Here is a 22,548-nt window from a genome sequence, read left to right on the forward strand (position 1 = left end):
GAGGCGTCAATGACTCAGCTCGCTGATCGTCCCGCCGGCCACGACGAAACACTCACGGCGGCAGTGGAAAACGTTGCCCTCGGTGCGCAGTCGCTGACCATGGTCCAGGCGCTCAACCGCGCCCTGCACGACGCGATGGCCGGCGACGACCGGGTGTTGGTGTTCGGCGAGGACGTCTCCGTCGCCGGTGGGGTGTTCCGGGCAACCGAGGGACTGGCCGAGGCGTTCGGCGAGAGCCGCTGCTTCGACACGCCGCTGGCGGAGTCCGCCATCATCGGGATCGCGGTGGGGCTGGCGCTGCGCGGATTCGTGCCCGTGCCCGAGATTCAGTTCGACGGGTTTTCCTATGCGGCCTTCGACCAGGTGGTCAGCCACCTGGCCAAGTACCGCACCCGCACCCGCGGCGAGATCAACATGCCGGTGACCGTCCGCATCCCGTCGTTCGGGGGAATCGGTGCCGCAGAGCATCATTCGGATTCCACCGAGTCGTACTGGGCGCACACCGCCGGATTGAAGGTGGTGGTGCCCTCCAGCCCCGCCGATGCGTATTGGCTGCTGCGCCACGCGATCGCCTGCCCGGATCCGGTCATGTACCTGGAACCGAAGCGGCGCTACCAGGGCCGCGGCGTGGTCGACGCCTCCCGGCCCGAACCACCGATCGGGCGAGCGATGGTGCGCCGTCCGGGCACCGATGTCACCGTCGTGACCTACGGCAGCCTGGTCGGCACCGCCGTGGGCGCGGCGGAAGAGGCTCAGCGCCAACGCGGTTGGAGCCTGGAGGTCATCGACCTGCGCTCATTGGTGCCCCTGGACTTCGACACCGTCGCCGCGTCGATCCACCGGACCGGGCGCTGCGTGGTGATGCACGAGGGACCCCGCAGCCTGGGGTTCGGCGCGGAGCTGGCCGCCCGCATCCAGGAGGAGATGTTCTACGAGCTGGAGGCGCCGGTGTTGCGCGCGTGCGGGTTTGACACCCCCTACCCGCCTGCGCGGTTGGAGAAGTGGTGGCTGCCCGGCCCCGACCGGCTGCTGGACTGCGTCGAGCGCGCGTTGGAACAGCCGTGAGCGCCCCGTCCGCGCAGGAGCGGGTCAAGCCGTTTCGGGTCCCCGACCTCGGCGAGGGGCTGGAAGAGGTGACGGTGACGCATTGGAACGTCGCGGTGGGTGACGACGTCGAGCTCAACCAGGTGTTGTGCACGGTGGAGACCGCCAAGGCCGAGGTCGAGATCCCCAGCCCGCACGCCGGACGGGTCGTCGAAACCAACGGTGCCGAAGGCGATGTGCTCAAGGTGGGGGAGGTGCTGGTGCAGATCGACACGACACCGCGCAGCGACGACCCACCGGCGGCTGAAACGGCGCCGCCCACACTGGTCGGCTATGGCGCCGATGCCGGCGTCGACAGCAGCCGGCGGAGCGGCCGCCCGCTGGCCGCCCCTCCGGTGCGCAAACTGGCCAAAGATTTGATGGTCGACCTGGCCTCGTTACCGCACCGCCCCGGTGCCGTCATCACCCGCGAGGATGTGCTGTCGGCGGCCGGCGGGACCGGGAACGGCGCCGATGTCCGATCGGTTCGTGGCGTGCAGGCCCGGATGGCGGAGAAAATGGCCCTGTCGCACAAGGAGATTCCGGCGGCGAAGGTCACCGTCGAGGTGGACTGCACCGAGTTGATGCGGCTGTCCGATCGACTCGGCGCGACGGACCAGCAGATCACACCCTTCGTGCTGACGTTGCGGCTGCTGGTCATGGCGTTGCGGCACAACGAGATCCTGAATTCGGCCTGGGTGGAGTCCCCGCAGGGTCCGCAGCTGCGCGTCGAACACCGAGTGCACCTGGGCATCGCCACGGCCACCGAACGCGGTCTGCTCGTCCCGGTCCTCGCCGACGCCCACGCCAAGACCACCCGAGAATTGGCCGCTCGCGCAGCAGAATTGATCGCCGGCGCGCGTGCGGGCACCCTGACGCCGGGTGAGTTGCGGGGCTCGACGTTCACCGTCTCGAACTTTGGGGCGTTGGGTGTGGACGATGGCGTACCAATGATCAACCACCCCGAAGCGGCCATCCTCGGGATGGGAGCGATCAAGCCGCGACCGGTGGCCCTCGGCGCCGAGATCGTGGTGCGCCCGACGATGTCGCTGACCTGTGTGTTCGACCATCGCATCGCCGATGGCGCACAGGCGGCCCAATTCGTCTGTGAGTTACGGGATCTGATTGAGTCACCGGAAATCGCGCTGCTCGATTTGTGACCCTCTACCTCGGCCGGCTACTTGCGTTGCGCGGCGGCCAATCGCTGTGCGAATTCGGGTGACTGGATCGAGTGCGCCTGCGGCCCAAGCTCGGCGCGCATGGCTTGCTGGTGTTGCTCGTGGTCCAGCGAACCCGGACTGATGGTGGCGCGCATGGTCGCCTTGGTCGCCAGCACGACCTCGCGCGGCGCGGTCGCCGGCCCGGCGGCGAGCTCCAGCGCCGCGGCCACCGGATCGTCGGCGACACTGAGCGCCAGGCCATGGCGCACCGCGGCCTCGGCGTCGAAGCGCATGCCGAACAGCAGGGCCGCGCGGGCGGCCTGCGGTCCGACCGCGCGCTGCAACATCCACGTCGCACCGCCGCCCGGGTGGAGCCCCAGCTTCTGGAACCGCGCATCGAACAGCGCCGCGGGTCCGGCGATGCGCACGTCGGCGGCCAGGGCCAGATTCAGACCGGCGCCGACGGCCGCCCCGTTGACGGCGGCGATGGTGGGCAGCCGGCAACTACCGATGGCCATGAAGCCGTCGTACAGCTGCTGCAGGCCGGTCTCGGCCGCCCCGCCGCCGGCGGCGCCCAGGGCGCTGAGGTCGGCTCCCGCGCAGAACGCCTTGCCGGCCCCCGTGACCACCACCGCGTGCACGTCGTTATCGGCTTCGACCCGCTCGACGGCGTCGCGCAGCAAACCCGACATCTCGGCCGTCACCGCGTTGCGGCGGTCGGGATCGTTGACCGTGATGAGCGCGACGCGGTTGTCGATATCGAGCAACACCAGATCGGACTGGGCCATGTCGGGCACCTCCGGCTTGGGGTTTGCGGGACCGCCTGCCCGCCGGTTCGTTCGGCGGCGGAGTGACGGGCGAGGTAAGGGTACTGCGCCGCCGGTTGCCCGGCTCGGCCGGTGTGAGCGCGATTACCGACGGACGCGGGAGAAAGGGCGCTACAAAGAACATCGGCGATCGGTCTTTGGACGTCTCGGTGGTTGAACGCCATTCACCGCCGAGCCGAGTTCGCCGGGCCCCGGAGCGGTGCGACGCGCCAATCTTTGCCGGTGCGACAGGGAAGTCGGAATCTACAACTAATGCTGTGTTTATGAAAACGTTATCTGCAACTTCTGGGACTCTTCGTCCAATTTCCGGAATGACCTGCGCAAACGCATGACCTGCCCGGCCATTGGGCCCTGGGACCCAGGCGGACATGCGGAAGATTAGGACTCCGGTTTCGCCAATTTCTTGGCCAGCTCGTCGAGTTCGGCTTGACGCTCACGCACCGCACACGCCCGCTGATCGAAGCCCGCCCCCTGGATGACGGTCCTCGGCATGGCATTGCTACGCAACTTAATATTGGCGTAATGGATTGCCGCGTCGATCATTTCGATGTAGCGCTCCGCGTCATTCTCCGAGCAGGAGCCCTCGATCCGCTGGACTTCGTCCCAGCACGGATATGAGGAATACCGGGCGTCGAGTTGCTGCTGTGATACCTGAGATCCGAAGTAACATCGCCAATCTCGGCTCAGCCAGCCCCTGGTCTTCACTTCGACTTTGATGCGACTTCCTACGCCGGCTATGAACCTCGGCTCTCCGACACGGACTACCGGCTGCCAGTCATTTGACGCCATATATCGCCAACCCCTCGAAGAGAAGACGCCCTAACTAATGATCTCCCCGAGGGCGTCAACTGCTCGTCACGACACGCTGTTCCCAGAATACTGAATCTGCAAACTTTGGATAGTCACTTTGACCAAGCCCGGGCGTCCGCTGGTATGCGGCCGGGCCGAATAGCCATTACCGCCGGTTCTAACGGTGCGTTCTGTGGCCGTTGATTTTCCCCCTAAATTGCGCCGTGACCTGCATCACCGCGCCAATCGAGCGGGTGTCCGACCGGGTGCGGCGACGCGTGACGCGACCGGCCCCGCCCAATCCCGCGCTGATTCGAAAGCGAGAAGCGGGGTGGCAGTACGTCGCGGCCCGCTGACCTCACAACGACAAGTGGCGCAACAGGTTTTGGTCACTCCCGGCTCCTGCGGGAGTTTCTGCCGTTTCTGCCAAACACGCCGCGGGGAATGCCGCCCGGGCGCACGCTTTCCCATTATGACCAGGGGGAAAAGTTCTGTTCGCGCTGGTCCTCGCATTCGCCGTCTCAACGACGTCGGTGAGCTGTTTACCCATTGACATACCCACCTGCCCGGCGGGCGGCGGTCCGGTCGGCTGCTGATCACCTGCGCTATAAGGCGGGGGCCACCCCGTCGTCACGTGCTGCCCGACGTAGCGGGATTCCCTGCGCCGCCCGCGGATTTGCCTGCCCGCGCCCCCGGCAGGATTCGAACCTGCGACCTAGGGATTAGAAGGCCCTTGCTCTATCCACCTGAGCTACGGAGGCAATGTGCAGGTCAGTCTATCCAACCGCACCCCCCGGCCCGATTCCCCGCCGCCACGCGCACGAAAAGCCTTCCCGCGCCGCGTTTATCGGTTATCGTGATGAACCTCGACACACGTACAACATCGGCCGGCAATCCGCCGTTAACCGCAGCGAGGCGTGTGCCTGACGTCGAGGGGTGACGTTGTCATGAGCGTGGCCAGTGACCTGACTTCGCGCTGTTCGTGGGCCGGCGCCCAGGCATCACGCCTGGCGGCCGACGCCAAAGTCGCCTATCGGGCCGGCAGCCTGCTGCTGCGAGGCGGCCCACTCGCGCTGGGCTTTTTCACCGGCTGGCTCTTCACCGAGTTCCCGCCCCACGTCGTCACCGGTCACGCACTGTCGCGGGTCGCGCATCCGTCGATCGGACGGGTCGGCAAGACGTTGGCCGCCCAGCGGGCGGATCAAACCCTCACCACCGCGCTCGAGGAGGCCTTCGGCCCCGGCTTCCGTGAACAGGTATGCCACCCGACCACCGTCGGGACCGTATGTACCCCCCGCGGTGGCCTGTTGGGCAGGCCCGGGCCCCACCGCCGGTATGCGGCACAGACTTCCGACATCTCCTACGGCCCCCGCGGCCGCGACAACCTGCTCGACATCTGGCGGCGCGACGACCTGGCCCCCGGGTGCCGGGCGCCCGTGCTCATCCAGGTGCCGGGCGGAGCATGGGCGCTGAACGGCAGGCGCCCGCAGGCCTACACGCTGATGAGCCGCATGGTTCAACTGGGCTGGATCTGCGTGTCGATCGACTACAGCAAGAGCCCGCGCAGCGCCTTCCCCGCGCATCTCATCGACGTCAAGCGGGCGATCGCGTGGGTCCGGGAGAACATCGCCGACTACGGCGGCGACCCCGACTTCATCGCGATCACCGGCGGGTCCGCGGGCGGGCACCTGGCCTCCCTGGCGGCGCTCACCCCGAACGACCCCGATTTTCAGCCCGGTTTCGAAGACGCCGACACCACCGTCCAAGCGGTCGCCCCCTACTACGGCGTCTACGACTTCACCGACTTCGACAACATGCACGAACTGATGCTGCCGTTCCTGGAGCAGTTCGTCGTGAAGGCCCGCTACGCCGACGAGCCGGAGCGGTTCACCGCGGCGTCGCCGATTTCCTATGTGCACCCCGACGCGCCGCCGTTCTTCGTGCTGCACGGCGAGAAAGACGAACTGGTTCCCAGTGGCCAGGCCCGCGCCTTCTGCGCGGCGCTGCGCGGGGCCGGTGCCGCCACGGTGGCGCACGCCGAACTCGCCAACGCGCATCACGCTTTCGACATCACCCCGACGGTTCGGTCGCGGCTGGCCGCCGACGCCGTCGCCGACTTCCTGGGTGTCGTCTACGGGCGGCGCGTCAGCTCGGTCCTGGATTCGCTGCCGCTGTCGGCCACTTCCGCCAGCTGACGGCCGGCTGAGCGCGCGCTGCAGTCCTCGCATCTCCTTTCACCAGGGGGGTAACCCGACTAGCGTTGTGGTGACCATCAGGGTTCGCGGACCAAGGCGGGAGCGTGATCGACGGTGACAAGGTTGGTTCGTCGAGTTGATGACCATGACTGAGTCCGTCGAGGCAATCAAACTGTCCGACGAGCTTGGGCCGGTCGACTACCTCATGCACCGGGGCGAAGCGAATCCCCGTACCCGCTCGGGGATCATGGCGCTGGAGCTGTTGGACACCACACCGGACTGGCAGCAGTTCCGGGCCCGGTTCGAAAACGCCTCCCGGCGGGTGCTGCGGCTGCGGCAGAAGGTCGTCGTCCCGACGTTGCCGACGGCGGCGCCGCGCTGGGTGGTCGATCCCGATTTCAACCTGGATTTCCATGTGCGCCGGGTGCGCGTGTCCGAACCCGGCACCCTGCGTGACGTCTTCGACCTCGCCGAGGTCAACCTGCAATCACCGATGGACATCTCCCGGCCGCTGTGGACGGCCACCCTGGTCGAGGGCTTGGCGGACGGGAAGGCGGCGACCCTGTTGCATGTCAGCCACGCCGTCACCGACGGCGTCGGCGGGGTCCAGATGTTCGCCGAGATCTATGACCTCGAGCGCGACCCGCCCGCGAAGCCGACACTGCCGCTGCCCATCCCGCAGGACCTGACGTCGAATGACCTGATGCGCCAAGGCATTAACCACCTCCCGCTCGCGGTGGTCGGCGGCGTCCTGGGCGCGCTGTCGGGGGCGGTGTCGGCGGCCGGGCGAGCGGTGCTGGAACCGGCGGCCACCGTCTCGGGAATCGTCGGATACGCCATGTCGGGCATGCGGGTCCTCAACCGGGCCGCCGAGCCGTCGCCGCTGCTGCGTCGGCGCAGCCTGACCACCCGCACCGAGGCGATCGACATCCCGCTCTCCGACCTGCACAAGGCCGCCAAAGCCGGCGGCGGATCGATCAACGACGCCTACCTCGCCGGGCTGTGTGGAGCCTTGCGCCGCTACCACCAGGCGTTCGGCGTGCCGATCAGCACGCTGCCGATGGCGGTGCCGGTCAACCTTCGGGCCGAAGCGGACAACGCCGGCGGCAACCGGTTCACCGGTGTCAACCTGGCCGCCCCGATCGGCACCGTCGACCCGGTCTCCCGCATGAAGAAGATCCGCGCGCAGATGACCCAGCGCCGCGACGAGCCCGCGATGAACATCATCGGTTCTTTTGCGCCGGTGCTCAGCGTCTTGCCCACCGCCGTGCTGGAAGGCCTCACCGGCTCGGTGATCGGTTCGGACGTGCAGGCCAGCAATCTGCCCGTCTTTCCGGGTGACACCTACCTCGCCGGCGCAAAAGTCTTGCGGCAGTACGGTATCGGCCCGCTGCCGGGCGTGGCGATGATGGTGGTGTTGATCTCGCGTGGCGGGTGGTGCACCATCACCGTGCGCTACGACAGGGCCTCGGTACGCAACGACGCGCTGTTCGCCCAGTGCCTGCTCGACGGTTTCGACGAAATTCTGGCACTGGCCGGTGATCCGCCCCCGCGCGCGGTCCCCGCCTCGTTCACCGAGTCGGCCGTGTCGTCTCGATCGGCGTCGGGCTCATGAGCGCATCCAAAGGGGGGGCCGACGACACCCCGGAAACCGGGGCGGACATGCGACTGCCCGGCTCGGTGGCCGAGATCATGGCCAGCCCCGCCGGCGCGAAAATCGGCGCGTTCTTCGACCTGGACGGCACCTTGGTCGCCGGGTTCACCGCGGTCATCCTGACCCAGGAGCGGCTGCTGCGCCGCGACATGGGCGTGGGAGAACTGCTCGGCATGGTCCAGGCCGGCCTGAGCCACACCCTGGGGCGCATCGAGTTCGAGGACCTCATCGGCAAGGCCGCCGCGGCGCTGGCGGGCCGGTTGATCGACGACTTGGACGAGATCGGCGAGCGGCTGTTCGTCCAGCGCATCGAGTCGCGGATCTACCCCGAGATGCGCGAGCTGGTGCGCGCCCACATGGCCCGCGGGCACACCGTGGTGCTCAGCTCGTCGGCGCTGACCATCCAGGTCAATCCGGTCGCGCGGTTCCTCGGCATCCCCAACACGCTCACCAACAAATTCGAGACCACCGAAGACGGCATACTCACCGGCGGTGTCCAGAAGCCGATCCTGTGGGGTCCGGGCAAAGCCGCTGCGGTGCAACGCTTTGCGGCCGAGCACGACATCGATCTCAAGGACAGTTACTTCTACGCCGACGGTGACGAGGACGTCGCGCTGATGTATCTGGTCGGCAATCCGCGGCCGACGAATCCCGAAGGCAAGATGGCGGCGGTGGCCAAGCGCCGCGGCTGGCCGATCCTGCGGTTCAGCAGCCGCGGTCCGGTGGGCCTGCGGCGCCAGGTGCGCACGCTGGCCGGGCTCGGCTCGATCGTCCCCGTCGGGGCCGGCGCGGTGGCGATGGGTGTGCTGACCGGAAGCCGGCGGCGCGGCGCCAATTTCTTCACCTCCGTGTTCTCCCAAACGGTGCTCGCGACCACCGGAGTGCATCTCAATGTCGTCGGGAAAGAGAACCTGACCGCGCAGCGTCCGGCCGTCTTTATCTACAACCACCGCAACCAGGTTGACCCCGTCATCGCCGGCGCGCTGGTGAACGATAACTGGGTCGCCGTGGCCAAGAAGGAGTTGCAGAAGAACCCGATCATGGCCCTGCTCGGTAAGGCATTGGACGGGGTGTTCATCGACCGGGACGACTCGGCCTCCGCGCTCGAGACGATGCGCACGGTCGAGGAGAGGGCCAAGAACGGGCTTTCCATTTTGATGGCCCCGGAGGGCACCCGCCTGGACACCACCGAGGTCGGTCCGTTCAAGAAGGGGCCGTTCCGCCTCGCGATGGCCGCGGGCATTCCGATCGTCCCGATCGTGATCCGCAATGCCGAGCTCGTTGCCGCCAGGAACTCGGCCATCATCAACCCCGGCACGGTCGACGTCGCGGTCTTTCCTCCGATCTCGGTGCAGGACTGGACAGTTGACACGCTCCCCGAGCGCATCGAGGAGGTGCGTCAGCTGTATCTGGACACGCTCGCCAACTGGCCGGTCGGCGAACTGCCCGAGGTCGACCTGTACGCCGAAAAGAAGGCGGCCGCCCAAGCCCGCAGCCGGACCACCAAGACCACCGCCACCAAGACCACCGCCAAGAAGACCACCGCGAAAAAGGGCGCAGCGAAAAAGGCCCCGGCCAAATCGGCGAGCAAGTCCCGCGCGAAAAAGGCTGCGCCCACGGCGAATCCGAACGCATCCGAGGTTGCTCTCAAGGACGGTGAGGTGCAACAGCCCGCCGCGGACGGAACCGTCGGCGCCGAATCACCGGAATCGCCGCCCCGAGGGCGTCCGTGACCGAACCGGCGGCAGATACCAGCGCCATCCTCGCCGAAACCGACTCGCTGGTATTGGCCTCGATGGCCTCGCCGATCGAAATGGAACTGGTCACGACGTGGCTGGATCAGCAGCGTTCCGACCATCCGGGCGCGAACTTCGACCTGGTCACGCTGCCCGCGCTCAACGCGCCGCCCGAAGCGATGACGTTCTTGGCCGAGCAGCTTGAGTCGGGGGAGGACCGTTCGATCGTGCCGGTGCGGGTGTTCTGGCTGCCCCCGCCGGATCGCGGGCGGCTCGCGAGGCTGACGGGGCTGCTGCCCGGCCGGGACCCCTACCACCCCAACCAACGCATGCAGGCCCAGATCCTGCGCGGCGCTCCCCAGCGGGCGCGGGTGGTGGCCGGCGAATCGGCCACGGTCTCCGAACTCCGCCGGCAGTGGCGTGACACCACCGTCGGCGACGACAAGAGCGACTTCGCCCAATTCGTGATCCGCCGCGCGATCTTGGCGATGGAACGCGTCGAGTACCGGATCCTCGGGCCGCAGTACAAGTCGCCACGGCTGGTGAAGCCGGAGATCTTGGCGTCCAACCGGTTTCGCGCCGGCCTGGCGAAGATTCCGGGCGCGACCGTCGACGAGGCCGGGAAGATGCTCGACGAACTCGCCACCGGGTGGAGCAGGGCGTCGGTCGACCTGGTCTCGGTGCTCGGCAGGATGATCAGCCGCGGGTTCGATCCCGAGATCGACTACGACGAGTATCAGGTCGCCGCGATGCGCACCGGCCTGGAAGCCCACCCGGCGGTGCTGTTGTTTTCCCATCGGTCCTACATCGACGGCGCCGTGGTGCCGGTGGCCATGCAGGAGAACCGGTTACCGCCGGTGCATGTCTTCGCCGGGATCAACCTGTCGTTCGGGGCGATGGGGCCACTGCTGCGGCGTTCCGGTGTCATCTTCATCCGCCGCAACATCGGCAACGACCAGCTGTACAAGTACGTGCTGCGCGAATACGTCGGCTACATCGTCGAAAAGCGGTTCAACCTGAGCTGGTCCATCGAGGGCACCCGCTCGCGCACCGGAAAGATGTTGCCGCCCAAGCTCGGTCTGCTGGCCTACGTTGCCGACGCGTACCTGGATGGCCGCAGCGAGGACATTCTGCTGCAACCGGTTTCGATCAGCTTCGACCAGCTGCACGAGACCGCCGAATACGCCGCCTACGCCCGAGGTGGGGAGAAGACCCCGGAGGGCGTCGGCTGGCTGTACAACTTCATCAGGGCGCAGGGCGAACGCAACTACGGCAAGATTTACGTCCGGTTCCCCGAAGCGGTGTCGATGCGCCAGTACCTCGGCGCCCCGCACGGCCCGCTCACACAGGACCCGGACGCCAAGCGGCTTGCCCTGCAGAAGATGTCGTTCGAAGTCGCGTGGCGGATCCTGCAGGCGACACCGGTGACGGCGACCGGTCTGGTGTGCGCCCTGCTGTTGACCACGCGCGGCGCGGCGCTGACGCTGGGCCAGCTGCACCACACGCTGCAGGACTCGCTGGACTATCTGGAACGCAAACAGAATCCGATGTCCACCAGCGCATTGCGCCTGCGCTCGCACGACGGTGTCCGGGCGGCGGTCGACGCCCTGTCCAACGGGCACCCCATCACCCGGGTCGACGGCGGCCGGGAGCCGGTGTGGCACATCGCGCCCGAACACCAGCACGCCGCCGCGTTCTACCGCAACTCGGTGATCCACGCGTTCCTGGAGACCTCGATCGTGGAGCTCGCGCTGGCCCACGCCAGGCATGCCGAGGGCGACCGCATGGCGGCGTTCTGGGCCCAGGCGACGCGGCTGCGCGATCTGCTGAAGTTCGACTTCTATTTCGCGGACTCGGCGACCTTCCGGGACCACATCGCCGAAGAGATGGCGTGGCACGACAACTGGCAAGCCCACGTCGCCGCCGGCGGCGACGAGATCGACGCCCTGCTGTTCGCCAAGCGTCCGCTGATGGCCGACGCGATGCTGCGGGTGTTCTTCGAGGCCTACGAGATCGTCGCCGACGTGCTGCGCGACGCCCCGGCCGGCATCGGCCACCAGGAACTGACCGACTTGGCGCTCGGCGTCGGTCGACAATATGTGGCCCAGACCCGGGTCCGCAGCAGCGAATCGGTGTCGACGCTGTTGTTCGCCACCGCGCGCCAGGTCGTCGAGGATCAGGACCTGATCGGCCCCGCCCCGGACCTGGCCGAACGGCGAGCCGCCTTCCTGCGCGAATTGCGCGACATTCTCCGGGACTCCAACTACGTCGGACGCATTGCCCGGGATCAGTTCGTGGCCCGCGAGCTCAAGGCGCGTCAGGACCGGCTGGGCAGCCGACCCGGGTAGCCGGCACCCGCGCCCATACCCTGGGTGTATGACCGTCGCCCCGCCGGCCGGCACGGCCCCGACCGCTGCCCCGTCCCAGCGCCGCGCGTTGGTGTGGCCGGTGCTGGCCGGCGTCGCGGCCCTGGCGGGCTGCACGGCCGCCGGGATCGGGACGCTCTCGCTGGCAAGCGCGCTGACCGCGACGGGCCTGCCCGATCCGGGCCCGGTGACCACGCTGGGGTTGCCGTTCGTTCGTGCGGCGGGGGAGATCGCCGCGGTCCTGGCGGTCGGGTCGTTCCTGTTCGCCGCCTTCCTGGTGCCGCCGCAACGCAGCGGCGTCCTCGACGCCGACGGCTACCGCGCGCTGCGGTTGGGGACGGTGGCGTCGGGGGTGTGGGCGGTGTGTGCGGCCCTACTGGTCCCACTGACCATCTCCGACGTGTCCGGTCGCGCGGTCGTCGACATCGGCCCGGCGCGCATCTGGTCGTTGGCGGGTCTGATCGCCACCGCCTCGGCCTGGCGCTGGACCGCGATCCTGGCCGCCGTGATCACGGTGGCGAGCCTGTCGGTGCTGCGCTGGTCGTGGACGCCGGTGTTGCTCGCCGCGTCGGTGCTGACGCTCATCCCGCTCGGCCTGACCGGTCATTCGTCGGCCGGCGGCTCGCACGACCTGGCCACCAACGGCCTGCTGATCCACCTGGTCGCCGCCAGCCTGTGGGCCGGCGGCCTGCTCGCCTTGCTCGCCCACGCCCTGCGTGGCGGCGCCCACACCGGCCTGGCGGCGCGGCGCTTCTCGTCGATCGCGCTGTGGTGTTGGGTGGCGATGGCGTTGAGCGGTTTGGTCAACGCCCTGGTGCGGGTCCAGCCCGGCGATTTGCTCAGCACCGGTTATGGGCGCCTGGTGGTCGCCAAGTTCGTCGCGCTGTGCCTGTTGGGTGGCGTCGGCTGGCGCCAGCGGCGCGTGAGTGTGGCTGCGCTGCAGGCGGATCCGAGCCCGTCGCGGGCACGCGCCGCGCTGGCCAGGCTGGCGCTGCTCGAGGCCGCGCTGTTCGGCCTCACGTTCGGCATCGCCGTCGGGCTGAGCCGCACCGCGCCGCCGCCCCCGCCGGCCCGGCTGCCGTCGGTCCCCGAAGCCGAGATCGGTTATGACTTCGACGGGCCCCCGACCGTGGCACGCATTCTCTTCGACTGGCGCTTCGATCTGATCTTCGGCACCGCGGCCATCGTCCTCGCCGCGCTGTATGTGGCAGGCCTGGTGCGGCTGCGCCGGCGCGGCGACAGGTGGCCGCCGGGCCGGACCGTGTCCTGGCTGCTCGGCTGCCTGGCGTTGCTGTTCGTGACGTCCTCGGGAATCGGGCGCTACATGCCGGCGATGTTCAGCATGCACATGGTGGTCCACATGTGCCTGTCGATGCTGGTGCCGATCCTGTTGGCGTTGGGCGCTCCGGTCACCCTGGCGTTGCGGGCGCTGCCCGCGGCGGGGCGCTCATCCGGCCACCAAGATCCGCCGGGCATGCGGGAGTGGCTGCTGGCCGGGCTGCACAGTCGCTTCTCGCGATTCCTCACCAACCCCGTGGTGGCCACGGTGCTGTTCGTCGCCGGGTTCTACGGGCTGTACCTGTCCAACCTCTTCGACATCACCGCGAGCAGTCACGCCGGGCACCTGGCGATGAACCTGCACTTCCTGTTGAGCGGCTACCTGTTCTATTGGGTGGTGATCGGGGTGGACCCGACGCCGCGACCGATCCCGCCGCTGGCCAAGGTGGCCGTGGTGTTCGCGTCGCTACCGCTGCACGCATTCTTCGGGGTGGTGTTGATGGGCACCAAGAAGGTGCTCGGCGCCGACTACTACCGCTCGCTGGGTCTGAGCTGGCACACCGACCTGCTGGGTGACCAGCGGCTGGGCGGCGGCATCGCCTGGTCGGCGGGGGAATTTCCGCTGGTGATCGTGATGCTGGCGCTGCTGGTGCAGTGGGCGCGCAGCGACCGTCGCACCGCCAAACGATTGGACCGGGCCGCCGACCGCGACGATGACGCCGAGCTGGCGGCCTACAACGCGATGCTGAGCCGGCTGGCGCAGCGCGAGGGGTCGGGACCGGCGCGCGAGGAATCCGCCACCGACTAGGTGTAGTGAAACCGGGCCTGGAGGATCTGCAGGTCATCGCCGACGACCCGATAGACGAGCCGGTGTTCCTGGGTAATTCGCCGAGACCAGGCGCCGACGAGCCCGTATTTCAGGGGCTCAGGCTTGCCGATGCCCGCCTGCGGCGACCGGCAAGCCTCCGCGATGAGCTTGTTGATCCGCTTGAGCACGGCCCGGTCGGCCGTCTGCCAGTGCAGGTAGTCGTTCCACGCCTTCCAATCATCGGCGGACATCAGCATCGATCCACAGTCACGGTTTCGTCCACAGGGCGGGTGGGCCGGCGCCCGTTGTCCCGTCGAGCCGTCGGTGCCGCCGCGCCTACTGGCAGCCATAGCCACAAACGCAATCGAAAGGGATCAACCCATGTTTGAAACACCGCTCACCGTCGTCGGCCACATCGTCAACAACCCGGAGCGACGGCAGGTCGGCACCCAGGAGGTCATGAAATTCCGCGTCGCCAGCAATTCGCGCCGGCGCACGGCCGAGGGCGGCTGGGAGCCCGGCAACTCGCTGTTCATCAACGTCAATTGCTGGGGCAAGTTGGTCACCGGGGTGGGGGCCGCGCTGGGCAAGGGCGCACCCGTGATCGTGGTGGGCCACGTCTACACCAGCGAGTACGAAGACCGCGACGGCAACCGTCGCTCGTCACTGGAGATGCGGGCGACCTCCGTCGGGCCGGACGTGTCGCGCGCGATCGTCCGGATCGAGAAACCCGGATACACCGGTCCGACCACCGCGGATGCCACCGCAGCGAGCGGACCCGCGGACGCCGACGGCGACACCACCGAGGCCGACGACGGCACGGGCGGTGACGGACTGCCTCTCTCGGCTTAGCCGTCGCCCGGCGGTGCCTAGGATGGTCCGCGGGGATCCCCCCGATACCCGCAAGACCAGAAAGGCACAACCGCGGCATGGCTGAGTTCATCTACACGATGAAGAAGGTCCGCAAGGCGCACGGCGACAAGGTGATCCTGGACGACGTCACGTTGAGCTTCTATCCAGGCGCCAAGATCGGCGTCGTTGGGCCCAACGGCGCCGGCAAGTCGAGCGTCTTGCGGATCATGGCGGGCCTGGACAAGCCGAACAACGGTGACGCCTTCCTGGCCAACGACGCGACCGTCGGCATCCTGCTGCAGGAGCCGCCGCTGAACGAGGAGAAGACCGTTCGCGGCAACGTCGAAGAGGGCCTGGGCGAGATCAAGGTCAAGCTCGACCGCTTCAACGAGGTCGCCGAGCTGATGGCCACCGACTACTCCGACGAGCTGATGGAGGAGATGGGCCGGCTGCAGGAAGAACTCGACCACGCCGACGCGTGGGACCTCGACTCGCAGCTGGAGCAGGCCATGGACGCGCTGCGCTGCCCGCCGCCCGACGAGCCGGTGACCAACCTGTCCGGCGGTGAGCGCCGCCGCGTCGCGCTGTGCAAGCTGCTCCTGTCCAAGCCCGACCTGCTGCTCCTCGACGAGCCCACCAACCACCTCGACGCCGAGAGCGTGCAGTGGCTCGAACAGCACCTCGCCTCGTATGCGGGCGCGATCCTGGCGGTCACCCACGACCGGTACTTCCTGGACAACGTCGCCGAATGGATCCTGGAACTCGACCGCGGCCGGGCCTACCCGTACGAGGGCAACTACTCCACGTACCTGGAGAAGAAGGCCGAACGGCTCGCGGTGCAGGGGCGCAAGGACGCCAAGCTGCAGAAGCGGTTGACCGAGGAGCTGGCGTGGGTGCGCTCCGGGGCCAAGGCGCGCCAGGCCAAGAGCAAGGCACGGCTGCAGCGCTACGAGGAGATGGCCGCCGAGGCCGAGAAGACGCGCAAGCTCGACTTCGAGGAGATCCAGATCCCGGTCGGTCCGCGGCTGGGCAACGTGGTGGTCGAGGTCGAGCACCTTGACAAGGGCTTCGGCGGACGCACCCTCATCAAGGACCTGTCGTTCACCCTGCCGCGCAACGGCATCGTCGGGGTCATCGGCCCCAACGGCGTCGGAAAGACCACGCTGTTCAAGACCATCGTCGGTCTCGAGGAGCCGGACAGCGGCACGGTCAAGGTCGGCGAGACCGTCAAGCTGAGCTACGTCGACCAGACCCGCGCGGGCATCGACCCGAAGAAGAACGTCTGGGAGGTCGTCTCCGACGGGCTGGACCACATCGTCGTCGGCCAGACCGAGGTGCCGTCGCGGGCCTACGTGTCGGCGTTCGGGTTCAAGGGACCAGACCAGCAGAAGCCGGCCGGCGTGCTCTCGGGCGGCGAGCGCAACCGGCTCAACCTCGCGCTGACGCTCAAGCAGGGCGGAAACCTCATCCTGCTCGACGAGCCCACCAACGACCTCGACGTCGAAACCCTGGGCTCGCTGGAGAACGCCCTCGAGCAGTTCCCCGGCTGCGCGGTGGTGATTTCGCACGACCGGTGGTTCCTGGACCGCACCTGCACCCACATCCTCGCGTGGGAGGGTGACGACGACAACGAGGCCAAGTGGTTCTGGTTCGAGGGCAACTTCGGGGCATACGAGGAAAACAAGATCGAACGGCTCGGCGCCGAGGCGGCGCGGCCGCACAGAGTGACCCACCGCAAGCTGACGCGCGACTAGTGTCGGCTCTGCCCCCCGCCGCGCGGGAACGGGGCGTTTGAGCGCAGTGACAACCGTCGCCAGTTGGGAGCAGTCGGCATGACGATCGATCCCGGAGCCAAACAGGACCTCGAGCCATGGACGACCTTCACCCAGCAGCAGGACATTCCCCAGTGGATCTCGAAAGCCTATGTGGAGAGCTATCGCGGTCCCCATAGCGACCAGTCCGGCGGCGCGGAGACCAGGCCCATTGACCTGACGGTCCCGGCGGCGATCGTCACCCCGGCCATGCTGAGCGCGCACTACCGGCTCGGCCAGCACCGCCCCGACGGCGAGAGCCGCGTCGCCGTCTACCCCGCGGAGGACCCCGCCGGGTTCGGGCCGGCGCTGCAGGTCGTCACCGACCACGGCGGCATGCTGATGGATTCGGTCACCGTGCTGCTGCACCGGCTCGGCGTTCCCTATACGGCGATCATGACGCCGGTGTTCGACGTGCACCGCAACCCCGCCGGCGATCTGCTCAGCGTCGAAGCGAAGCCCGAGGGGGCATCGCAATACGCCGGCGAGGCATGGATCCACGTGCAGCTCCTGCCGTCCGTCGACAGCAAGGGGCTCACCGAGGTCGAGCGGCTGCTGCCCCGGGTTCTCGCCGACGTGCAACAGGTCGCCAGCGACGCATCGGACCTGATCGCCGCGCTCAACGACCTCGCCGCCCAGGTCGAAGCCAACGCGCAAGACCGCTTTTCGGCGCCGGACCGCGACGACGTCGCGGCCCTGCTGCGCTGGCTGGGCAACGGGAATTTCCTGCTGCTCGGCTATCAACGCTGCCACGTGCACGACGGCCGCGTCTCGGGTGACGGGACGCCCGGGCTCGGCGTGCTGCGCACCCGCACCGGCTCGCGCCCCCGGCTGACCGACGACGACCGGCTGCTGGTCCTGGCGCAATCCGTGGTGGGCAGCTACCTGCGCTACGGCGCCTACCCGTACGCCATCGCCGTTCGCGAATACGCCGACGGCGGCGTGCTCGAGCACCGCTTCGTCGGGCTGTTCACGGTTGCCGCCATGAACGCCGACGTCCTGGAGATCCCCACGATCTCGCGCCGGGTCCGCGAGGCGCTGGCGATGGCCGACAGCGACCCGATCCACCCCGGCCAGCTGCTGCTCGACGTCATCCAAACCGTTCCGCGCTCGGAACTGTTCACGCTGAGCGCCGAACGGTTGTTGGCGATGGCCAAAGCGGTGGTGGATCTGGGTCCGCAGCGAAATGCGTTGTTGTTCCTGCGCGCCGACCGCCTCCAGTACTTCGTTTCCTGCCTGGTGTATCTGCCCCGCGACCGCTACACCACGGCGGTGCGGCTGCAGATCGAAGACATCCTGGTACACGAATTCGGCGGCACGCGGCTGGAATTCACCGCGCGGGTCAGCGAATCACCGTGGGCGCTCATGCATTTCATGGTTCGCCTGCCTTCCGACGACCCCGACGCCACACCGGTCGACGTCTCCGAGGACAACCGGATCCGCATCCAGGGCATGCTGAGCGAAGCGGCGCGCACCTGGACCGACCGGCTGATCGCCGCCGCCGCCGAAGGCTCCGTCGGGCACGCCGACGCGGAGTACTACGCGGACGCCTTTCCCGAGGTCTACAAGCAGGCCGTCACCCCGGCCGACGCCATCGATCACATCGCGATCATCAAAGAGCTGCACGACAATTCGGTCAAGCTGGTGTTCCTCGAAGGCGAGGACGGATCCGCCCAGCTGACCTGGTTCCTGGGCGGGCGCACCGCCTCGCTGAGCCAGTTGCTGCCGATGCTGCAGAGCATGGGCGTGGTGGTGCTCGAGGAGCGGCCGTTCACGGTCACCCGCTCCGACGGGCTGCCGGTGTGGATCTATCAGTTCAAGATATCGCCGCACCCGACCATCGAGTCGGCCTCGACGCAAGCCGAGCGCGACGAGATGGCCGAGCGATTCGCCGACGCCGTCACCGCGATCTGGCAGGGACGCCTCGAGATCGACCGCTTCAACGAGCTGGTGATGCGCGCGGGGCTGCGCTGGCAACAGGTCGTGCTCTTGCGCGCCTACGCAAAGTACCTGCGGCAGGCCAACTTTCCCTACAGCCAGTCCTACATCGAATCGGTGCTCAACGAACACCCGTCGACCGCGCGGTCCCTGGTCGCGCTGTTCGAGGCGCTGTTCGACCCGAACCCAAGTTCCTCGACCGGCCGTGACGCGCAGGCGGCCGCCGCCGCGGTCGCCGCCGACATCGACGCCCTGGTGGGTCTGGACACCGACCGCATCCTGCGCGCCTTCGCGTCGCTGGTGCAGGCGACCCTGCGCACCAATTACTTTGTGACACGCGAGGGTTCGGCCCGGGCCCGCAACGTGCTCGCGATCAAACTGGACGCCCAGCTGGTCGACGAGCTGCCGTTGCCGCGCCCCAAGTACGAGATCTTCGTCTATTCGCCGCGGGTCGAAGGCGTGCACCTGCGGTTCGGCCCGGTGGCCCGCGGCGGCCTGCGCTGGTCGGACCGTCGCGACGACTTCCGCACCGAAATCCTCGGTCTGGTCAAGGCGCAAGCGGTCAAGAACGCGGTCATCGTGCCGGTCGGGGCCAAGGGCGGATTCGTCGTCAAGCGGCCACCGTTGCCCACCGGGGACGCCGCGGCCGACCGGGACGCCACCCGCGCCGAGGGCGTCGCCTGCTATCAACTGTTCATCTCCGGCCTGCTCGACGTCACCGACAACGTCGACCACGCGACCGGAAAGGTCAACCCGCCAACGGAAGTCATCCGTCGCGACGGTGACGACGCCTACCTGGTGGTGGCGGCGGACAAGGGCACCGCCACGTTCTCCGACATCGCCAACGACGTCGCCAAGTCCTACGGCTTCTGGCTGGGCGACGCGTTCGCGTCCGGCGGCTCGGTCGGCTACGACCACAAGGCCATGGGCATCACCGCCAAGGGCGCGTGGGAGGCCGTCAAGCGACACTTCCGGGAGATGGACGTCGACACCCAGACCGAGGACTTCACCGTGGTCGGCATCGGCGACATGAGCGGCGACGTCTTCGGCAACGGCATGCTGCTGAGCAAGCACATCCGCCTACTCGCCGCCTTCGACCACCGGCACATCTTCCTCGACCCCGACCCCGACGCCGCGGCCTCGTGGGAGGAACGCCGGCGGATGTTCGAGCTGCCGCGCTCCAGCTGGGACGACTACGACACGTCGCTGATCAGCGAGGGCGGCGGGGTGTACAGCCGGGAGCACAAGTCCATTCCGGTCAGCCCCCAGGTCCGCGACGTGTTGGGCTTGGACGGCTCAGGCGATGACGTCACCGAGATGACCCCGCCCAACCTGATCAAGGCCATCCTGCAGGCGCCGGTGGACCTGTTGTTCAACGGCGGGATCGGCACCTACATCAAGGCCGAGTCCGAATCCGACTCCGACGTCGGTGACCGCGCCAACGATCCGGTGCGGGTCAACGGTTCTCAGGTTCGCGCCAAGGTGATCGGCGAGGGCGGCAACCTCGGGGTGACCGCCTTGGGCCGCGTCGAGTTCGACCTGGCCGGCGGCCGGATCAACACCGACGCGATGGACAACTCGGCCGGAGTGGACTGCTCCGACCACGAGGTCAACATCAAGATTCTGATCGACTCCCTGGTCACCGCCGGCAAGGTCAAGCCGGAGGAACGCAAGCCGCTGCTGGAGTCGATGACCGACGAGGTCGCCCAACTGGTGCTCACCGACAACGAGGACCAGAACGACCTGATCGGCACCAGCCGCGCGAACGCGGCCAGCCTGCTTCCGGTGCACGCCAGGCTGATCCAGTACCTGGTCGACGAGCGTGGCATCAACCGGGAACTCGAAGCACTGCCGTCGGAAAAGGAGATTCAGCGGCGGTCCGAGGCCGGCATCGGGCTCACCTCACCGGAGATGTGCACCCTGATGGCGCACGTGAAGCTGGGGCTCAAAGAGGAGATGCTCGAAACCGAACTGACCGAACAGGACGTCTTCGCGTCCCGGTTGCCCCTGTACTTTCCGAAACCGTTGCGGGAACGGTTCACCGGCGAGATCCGCACCCACCAGCTGCGCCGCGAGATCGTCACCACCATGCTGATCAACGACCTGGTGGACGCCGCCGGCATCAGCTACGCCTTCCGGATCACCGAAGACGTCGGGGTCGGGTCGGTAGACGCGGTGCGCACCTACGTCGCCACCGACGCCATCTTCGGCGTGAGCGAGATCTGGCGCCGCATCCGCGCGGAGAATCTGCCGGTCGCCCTGTCGGATCGGCTCACCCTGGACACCCGACGCCTGATCGACCGCGCCGGACGCTGGCTGCTCAACTACCGCCCACAGCCATTGGCGGTCGGCGCCGAGATCAACCGGTTCGCCGCCAAAGTGAAGGCGCTGACGCCGCGGATGTCGGAATGGCTGCGCGGTGACGACAAGGCCATCGTGGAATCCGAAGCCGCGGAATTCGCCTCCCAGGGCGCGCCCAAAGACCTGGCCTACACGGTGGCCGCCGGGCTCTACCACTTCAGCCTGCTCGACATCATCGACATCGGCGACATCAACGACATCGACGCCGCCGAGGTCGCCGACACCTATTTCGCCCTGATGGACCGGCTCGGCACCGACGGCCTGCTGACGGCAGTCTCCGAGCTGCCCCGCAGGGACCGCTGGCACTCGTTGGCGCGCTTGGCAATCCGTGACGACATCTACGCCTCGCTGCGGTCGCTGTGCTTCGATGTGCTCGCCGTGGGGGAGCCCGACGAAAGCGGTGAAGAGAAGATCGCCGAGTGGGAGCACCTGTCCGCGTCCAGGGTCGAGCGGGCCCGACGGACGCTCCTCGAGATCCAGGAAAGCGGGGACAAGGATCTCGCGACGTTGTCCGTCGCCGCGCGACAAATCCGTCGCATGACCCGCACGAGCGGAAGAGGTTCATCGAGTTGAGCATCGGCTTCGTCGCGCCCGTGCTGGTGCGCTGGTCGGACATCGACATGTACCAGCACATCAACCACGCCACCATGGTCACCATCCTCGAAGAGGCGCGGGTGCAGTTCCTGCGCGAGGCGTTCGAGGTCGACATCTTGACGATCGGGTTGCTCATCGCCGAGGTCAAGGTCACCTACAAGGGTCAGCTTCGGCTGGCCGATTCTCCACTGCAGGTGACGATGTGGACCAAGCGGTTGCGGGCGGTCGACTTCACGCTGGGCTACGAAGTGCGTTCGGTCAACGCGGATCCGGACTCGAAGCCCGCCGTCATCGCCGAGTCGCAACTGGCCGCCGTCCACATCGAGGAGGAGCGGCTGGTGCGGCTCTCGCCGCAGCATCGGGAGTATCTGCAGCGGTGGATCAGGTAGCCGACCGCGGCCTGTGGCTGGGCGCGCAGTTTCGGGCCGAGCACCGCCGGGATCTGGCCGCGTTCCTCGAGCGCGCGCTGCGACTCGACGATGCGGCGATCATCCGCTTGCGGACCCGATCCGACGGGCTTCTGACCGCCTGGGTCGCAACGGGTTTCGACGTGCTGGCCAGCAGAGTGGTGCCGGGCGAGGTCCGGCCCTCGGACCTGTCCGTGGGTGCGGACGCGCTGGCGCGCGGCCTGGCCGCGATGGACGACTCGGGCTACGTCGATCCCGGATTCGCGATGGACTCGGCGTGGCGGGGCGGCCTGCCCCCGGAATCCGGCTTCACCCACATCGAGGACATCCCGGCCAAGGTGGTGCTCGGTCTGGCCCAAAGCGGCGCGCGACTTGCCAAGGAGCACAGCAGTTCTCACGGCCCGCCGGTGTCGCTGCTCGACCAGGAGGTCATCCAGGTGAGTGCCGCCGACGTCCACGTGGGGCTGCCGATGCGCTGCGTGTTCGCGCTGACCGCGATGGGTTTCCTGCCGCAGTCGCCCGATGCCGTCGACGCCCAGGAGTTGATCCGGGTCCGCATCACGCCGACGTGGCTGCGCCTGGACGCCCGGTTCGGTTCGGTGTATCGCCGCCGCGGCGACCCGGCGTTGCTGCTGGGCTGACGCCCCGGTTTGGCGAACGAAATCAGGCTGAGTTTAACGCGGCGTCGG

The 22,548-nt window shown here is 68.0% G+C and carries 15 protein-coding genes and 1 tRNA gene; 12 read left to right on the forward strand and 4 right to left on the reverse strand.

Annotation, left to right across the window (positions count from 1 at the left end):
- Nucleotides 1–9 precede the first annotated feature (9 nt).
- Nucleotides 10–1,065 (forward strand): 3-methyl-2-oxobutanoate dehydrogenase subunit beta, encoded by a 1,056-nt coding sequence (gene bkdB, locus K883_RS16435; protein ID WP_014711123.1) that lies wholly within the window; start codon nt 10–12, stop codon nt 1,063–1,065.
- Complete coding sequence (locus K883_RS16440) at nt 1,062–2,243, forward strand: dihydrolipoamide acetyltransferase family protein (protein WP_008255128.1); 1,182 nt, start codon at nt 1,062–1,064, stop codon at nt 2,241–2,243. The genes bkdB and K883_RS16440 overlap by 4 nt, the downstream gene beginning before the upstream one ends.
- Before the next feature lie 17 nt (nt 2,244–2,260).
- Here the strand turns inward: K883_RS16440 and K883_RS16445 are convergent, their stop codons facing one another.
- From K883_RS16445 to K883_RS16455, 3 genes are all read right to left on the reverse strand, one after another.
- Complete coding sequence (locus K883_RS16445; RefSeq protein WP_008255130.1) at nt 2,261–3,031, reverse strand: enoyl-CoA hydratase; 771 nt, start codon at nt 3,029–3,031, stop codon at nt 2,261–2,263.
- A 417-nt stretch (nt 3,032–3,448) separates the two neighbouring features.
- On the reverse strand, nt 3,449–3,859 hold the full coding sequence (locus tag K883_RS16450) for a hypothetical protein (protein WP_036428676.1): 411 nt from the start codon (nt 3,857–3,859) through the stop codon (nt 3,449–3,451).
- A gap of 687 nt (nt 3,860–4,546) precedes the next feature.
- Nucleotides 4,547–4,620: transfer RNA gene (locus K883_RS16455), tRNA-Arg, on the reverse strand.
- 186 nt (nt 4,621–4,806) lie between these two features.
- Between K883_RS16455 and K883_RS16460 the strand changes: the two genes are divergently transcribed.
- The 5 genes from K883_RS16460 (at nt 4,807) to K883_RS16480 (ending at nt 13,896) form a co-directional block, all read left to right on the forward strand.
- Complete coding sequence (locus K883_RS16460; RefSeq protein ID WP_008255134.1) at nt 4,807–6,054, forward strand: esterase LipQ; 1,248 nt, start codon at nt 4,807–4,809, stop codon at nt 6,052–6,054.
- A gap of 145 nt (nt 6,055–6,199) precedes the next feature.
- The gene (locus K883_RS16465; protein WP_008255135.1) at nt 6,200–7,669 is read left to right on the forward strand and encodes a WS/DGAT/MGAT family O-acyltransferase; all 1,470 of its coding nucleotides are present in this window, start codon (nt 6,200–6,202) and stop codon (nt 7,667–7,669) included.
- On the forward strand, nt 7,666–9,441 hold the full coding sequence (locus K883_RS16470; protein WP_008255136.1) for an HAD-IB family hydrolase/lysophospholipid acyltransferase family protein: 1,776 nt from the start codon (nt 7,666–7,668) through the stop codon (nt 9,439–9,441). The genes K883_RS16465 and K883_RS16470 overlap by 4 nt, the downstream gene beginning before the upstream one ends.
- Nucleotides 9,438–11,792: a glycerol-3-phosphate 1-O-acyltransferase gene (locus tag K883_RS16475; protein ID WP_008255138.1), complete on the forward strand. Its 2,355-nt coding sequence runs from the start codon at nt 9,438–9,440 to the stop codon at nt 11,790–11,792. Before K883_RS16470 ends, K883_RS16475 begins: the two co-directional genes overlap by 4 nt.
- Nucleotides 11,793–11,820: 28 nt before the next feature.
- Nucleotides 11,821–13,896 carry a bifunctional copper resistance protein CopD/cytochrome c oxidase assembly protein gene (locus K883_RS16480; RefSeq protein WP_008255139.1) on the forward strand — a complete coding sequence of 692 codons (2,076 nt, stop codon included), beginning with the start codon at nt 11,821–11,823 and terminating at the stop codon, nt 13,894–13,896.
- On the opposite strand, the gene K883_RS16485 is transcribed toward K883_RS16480, so the two are convergent.
- On the reverse strand, nt 13,893–14,153 hold the full coding sequence (locus tag K883_RS16485) for a Txe/YoeB family addiction module toxin (protein WP_008255141.1): 261 nt from the start codon (nt 14,151–14,153) through the stop codon (nt 13,893–13,895). The two genes, K883_RS16480 and K883_RS16485, sit on opposite strands and share 4 nt — an antisense overlap.
- A gap of 124 nt (nt 14,154–14,277) precedes the next feature.
- Here K883_RS16485 and K883_RS16490 point away from each other — a divergent pair, with 124 nt between their 5' ends.
- The 5 genes from K883_RS16490 (at nt 14,278) to K883_RS16510 (ending at nt 22,500) form a co-directional block, all read left to right on the forward strand.
- A complete protein-coding gene (locus tag K883_RS16490; protein WP_008255143.1) occupies nt 14,278–14,748 on the forward strand; it encodes a single-stranded DNA-binding protein in 471 nt (156 codons plus the stop codon).
- 77 nt (nt 14,749–14,825) lie between these two features.
- Nucleotides 14,826–16,502, forward strand: a complete 1,677-nt coding sequence (ettA, locus tag K883_RS16495; RefSeq protein ID WP_008255146.1) for an energy-dependent translational throttle protein EttA — start codon at nt 14,826–14,828, stop codon at nt 16,500–16,502.
- Between the two features lie 78 nt (nt 16,503–16,580).
- Nucleotides 16,581–21,431 carry an NAD-glutamate dehydrogenase gene (locus K883_RS16500; RefSeq protein ID WP_036454988.1) on the forward strand — a complete coding sequence of 1,617 codons (4,851 nt, stop codon included), beginning with the start codon at nt 16,581–16,583 and terminating at the stop codon, nt 21,429–21,431.
- Nucleotides 21,428–21,841, forward strand: coding sequence for an acyl-CoA thioesterase (locus K883_RS16505; protein ID WP_008255151.1), 414 nt, complete (start codon nt 21,428–21,430; stop codon nt 21,839–21,841). Before K883_RS16500 ends, K883_RS16505 begins: the two co-directional genes overlap by 4 nt.
- On the forward strand, nt 21,829–22,500 hold the full coding sequence (locus K883_RS16510) for a hypothetical protein (RefSeq protein WP_008255153.1): 672 nt from the start codon (nt 21,829–21,831) through the stop codon (nt 22,498–22,500). The genes K883_RS16505 and K883_RS16510 overlap by 13 nt, the downstream gene beginning before the upstream one ends.
- Nucleotides 22,501–22,548 lie beyond the last annotated feature (48 nt).

The sequence above is a fragment of the Mycobacterium sp. TKK-01-0059 genome, assembly GCF_000709305.1.
In the GTDB taxonomy this organism is placed as follows: Bacteria; Actinomycetota; Actinomycetes; order Mycobacteriales; family Mycobacteriaceae; genus Mycobacterium; species Mycobacterium intracellulare.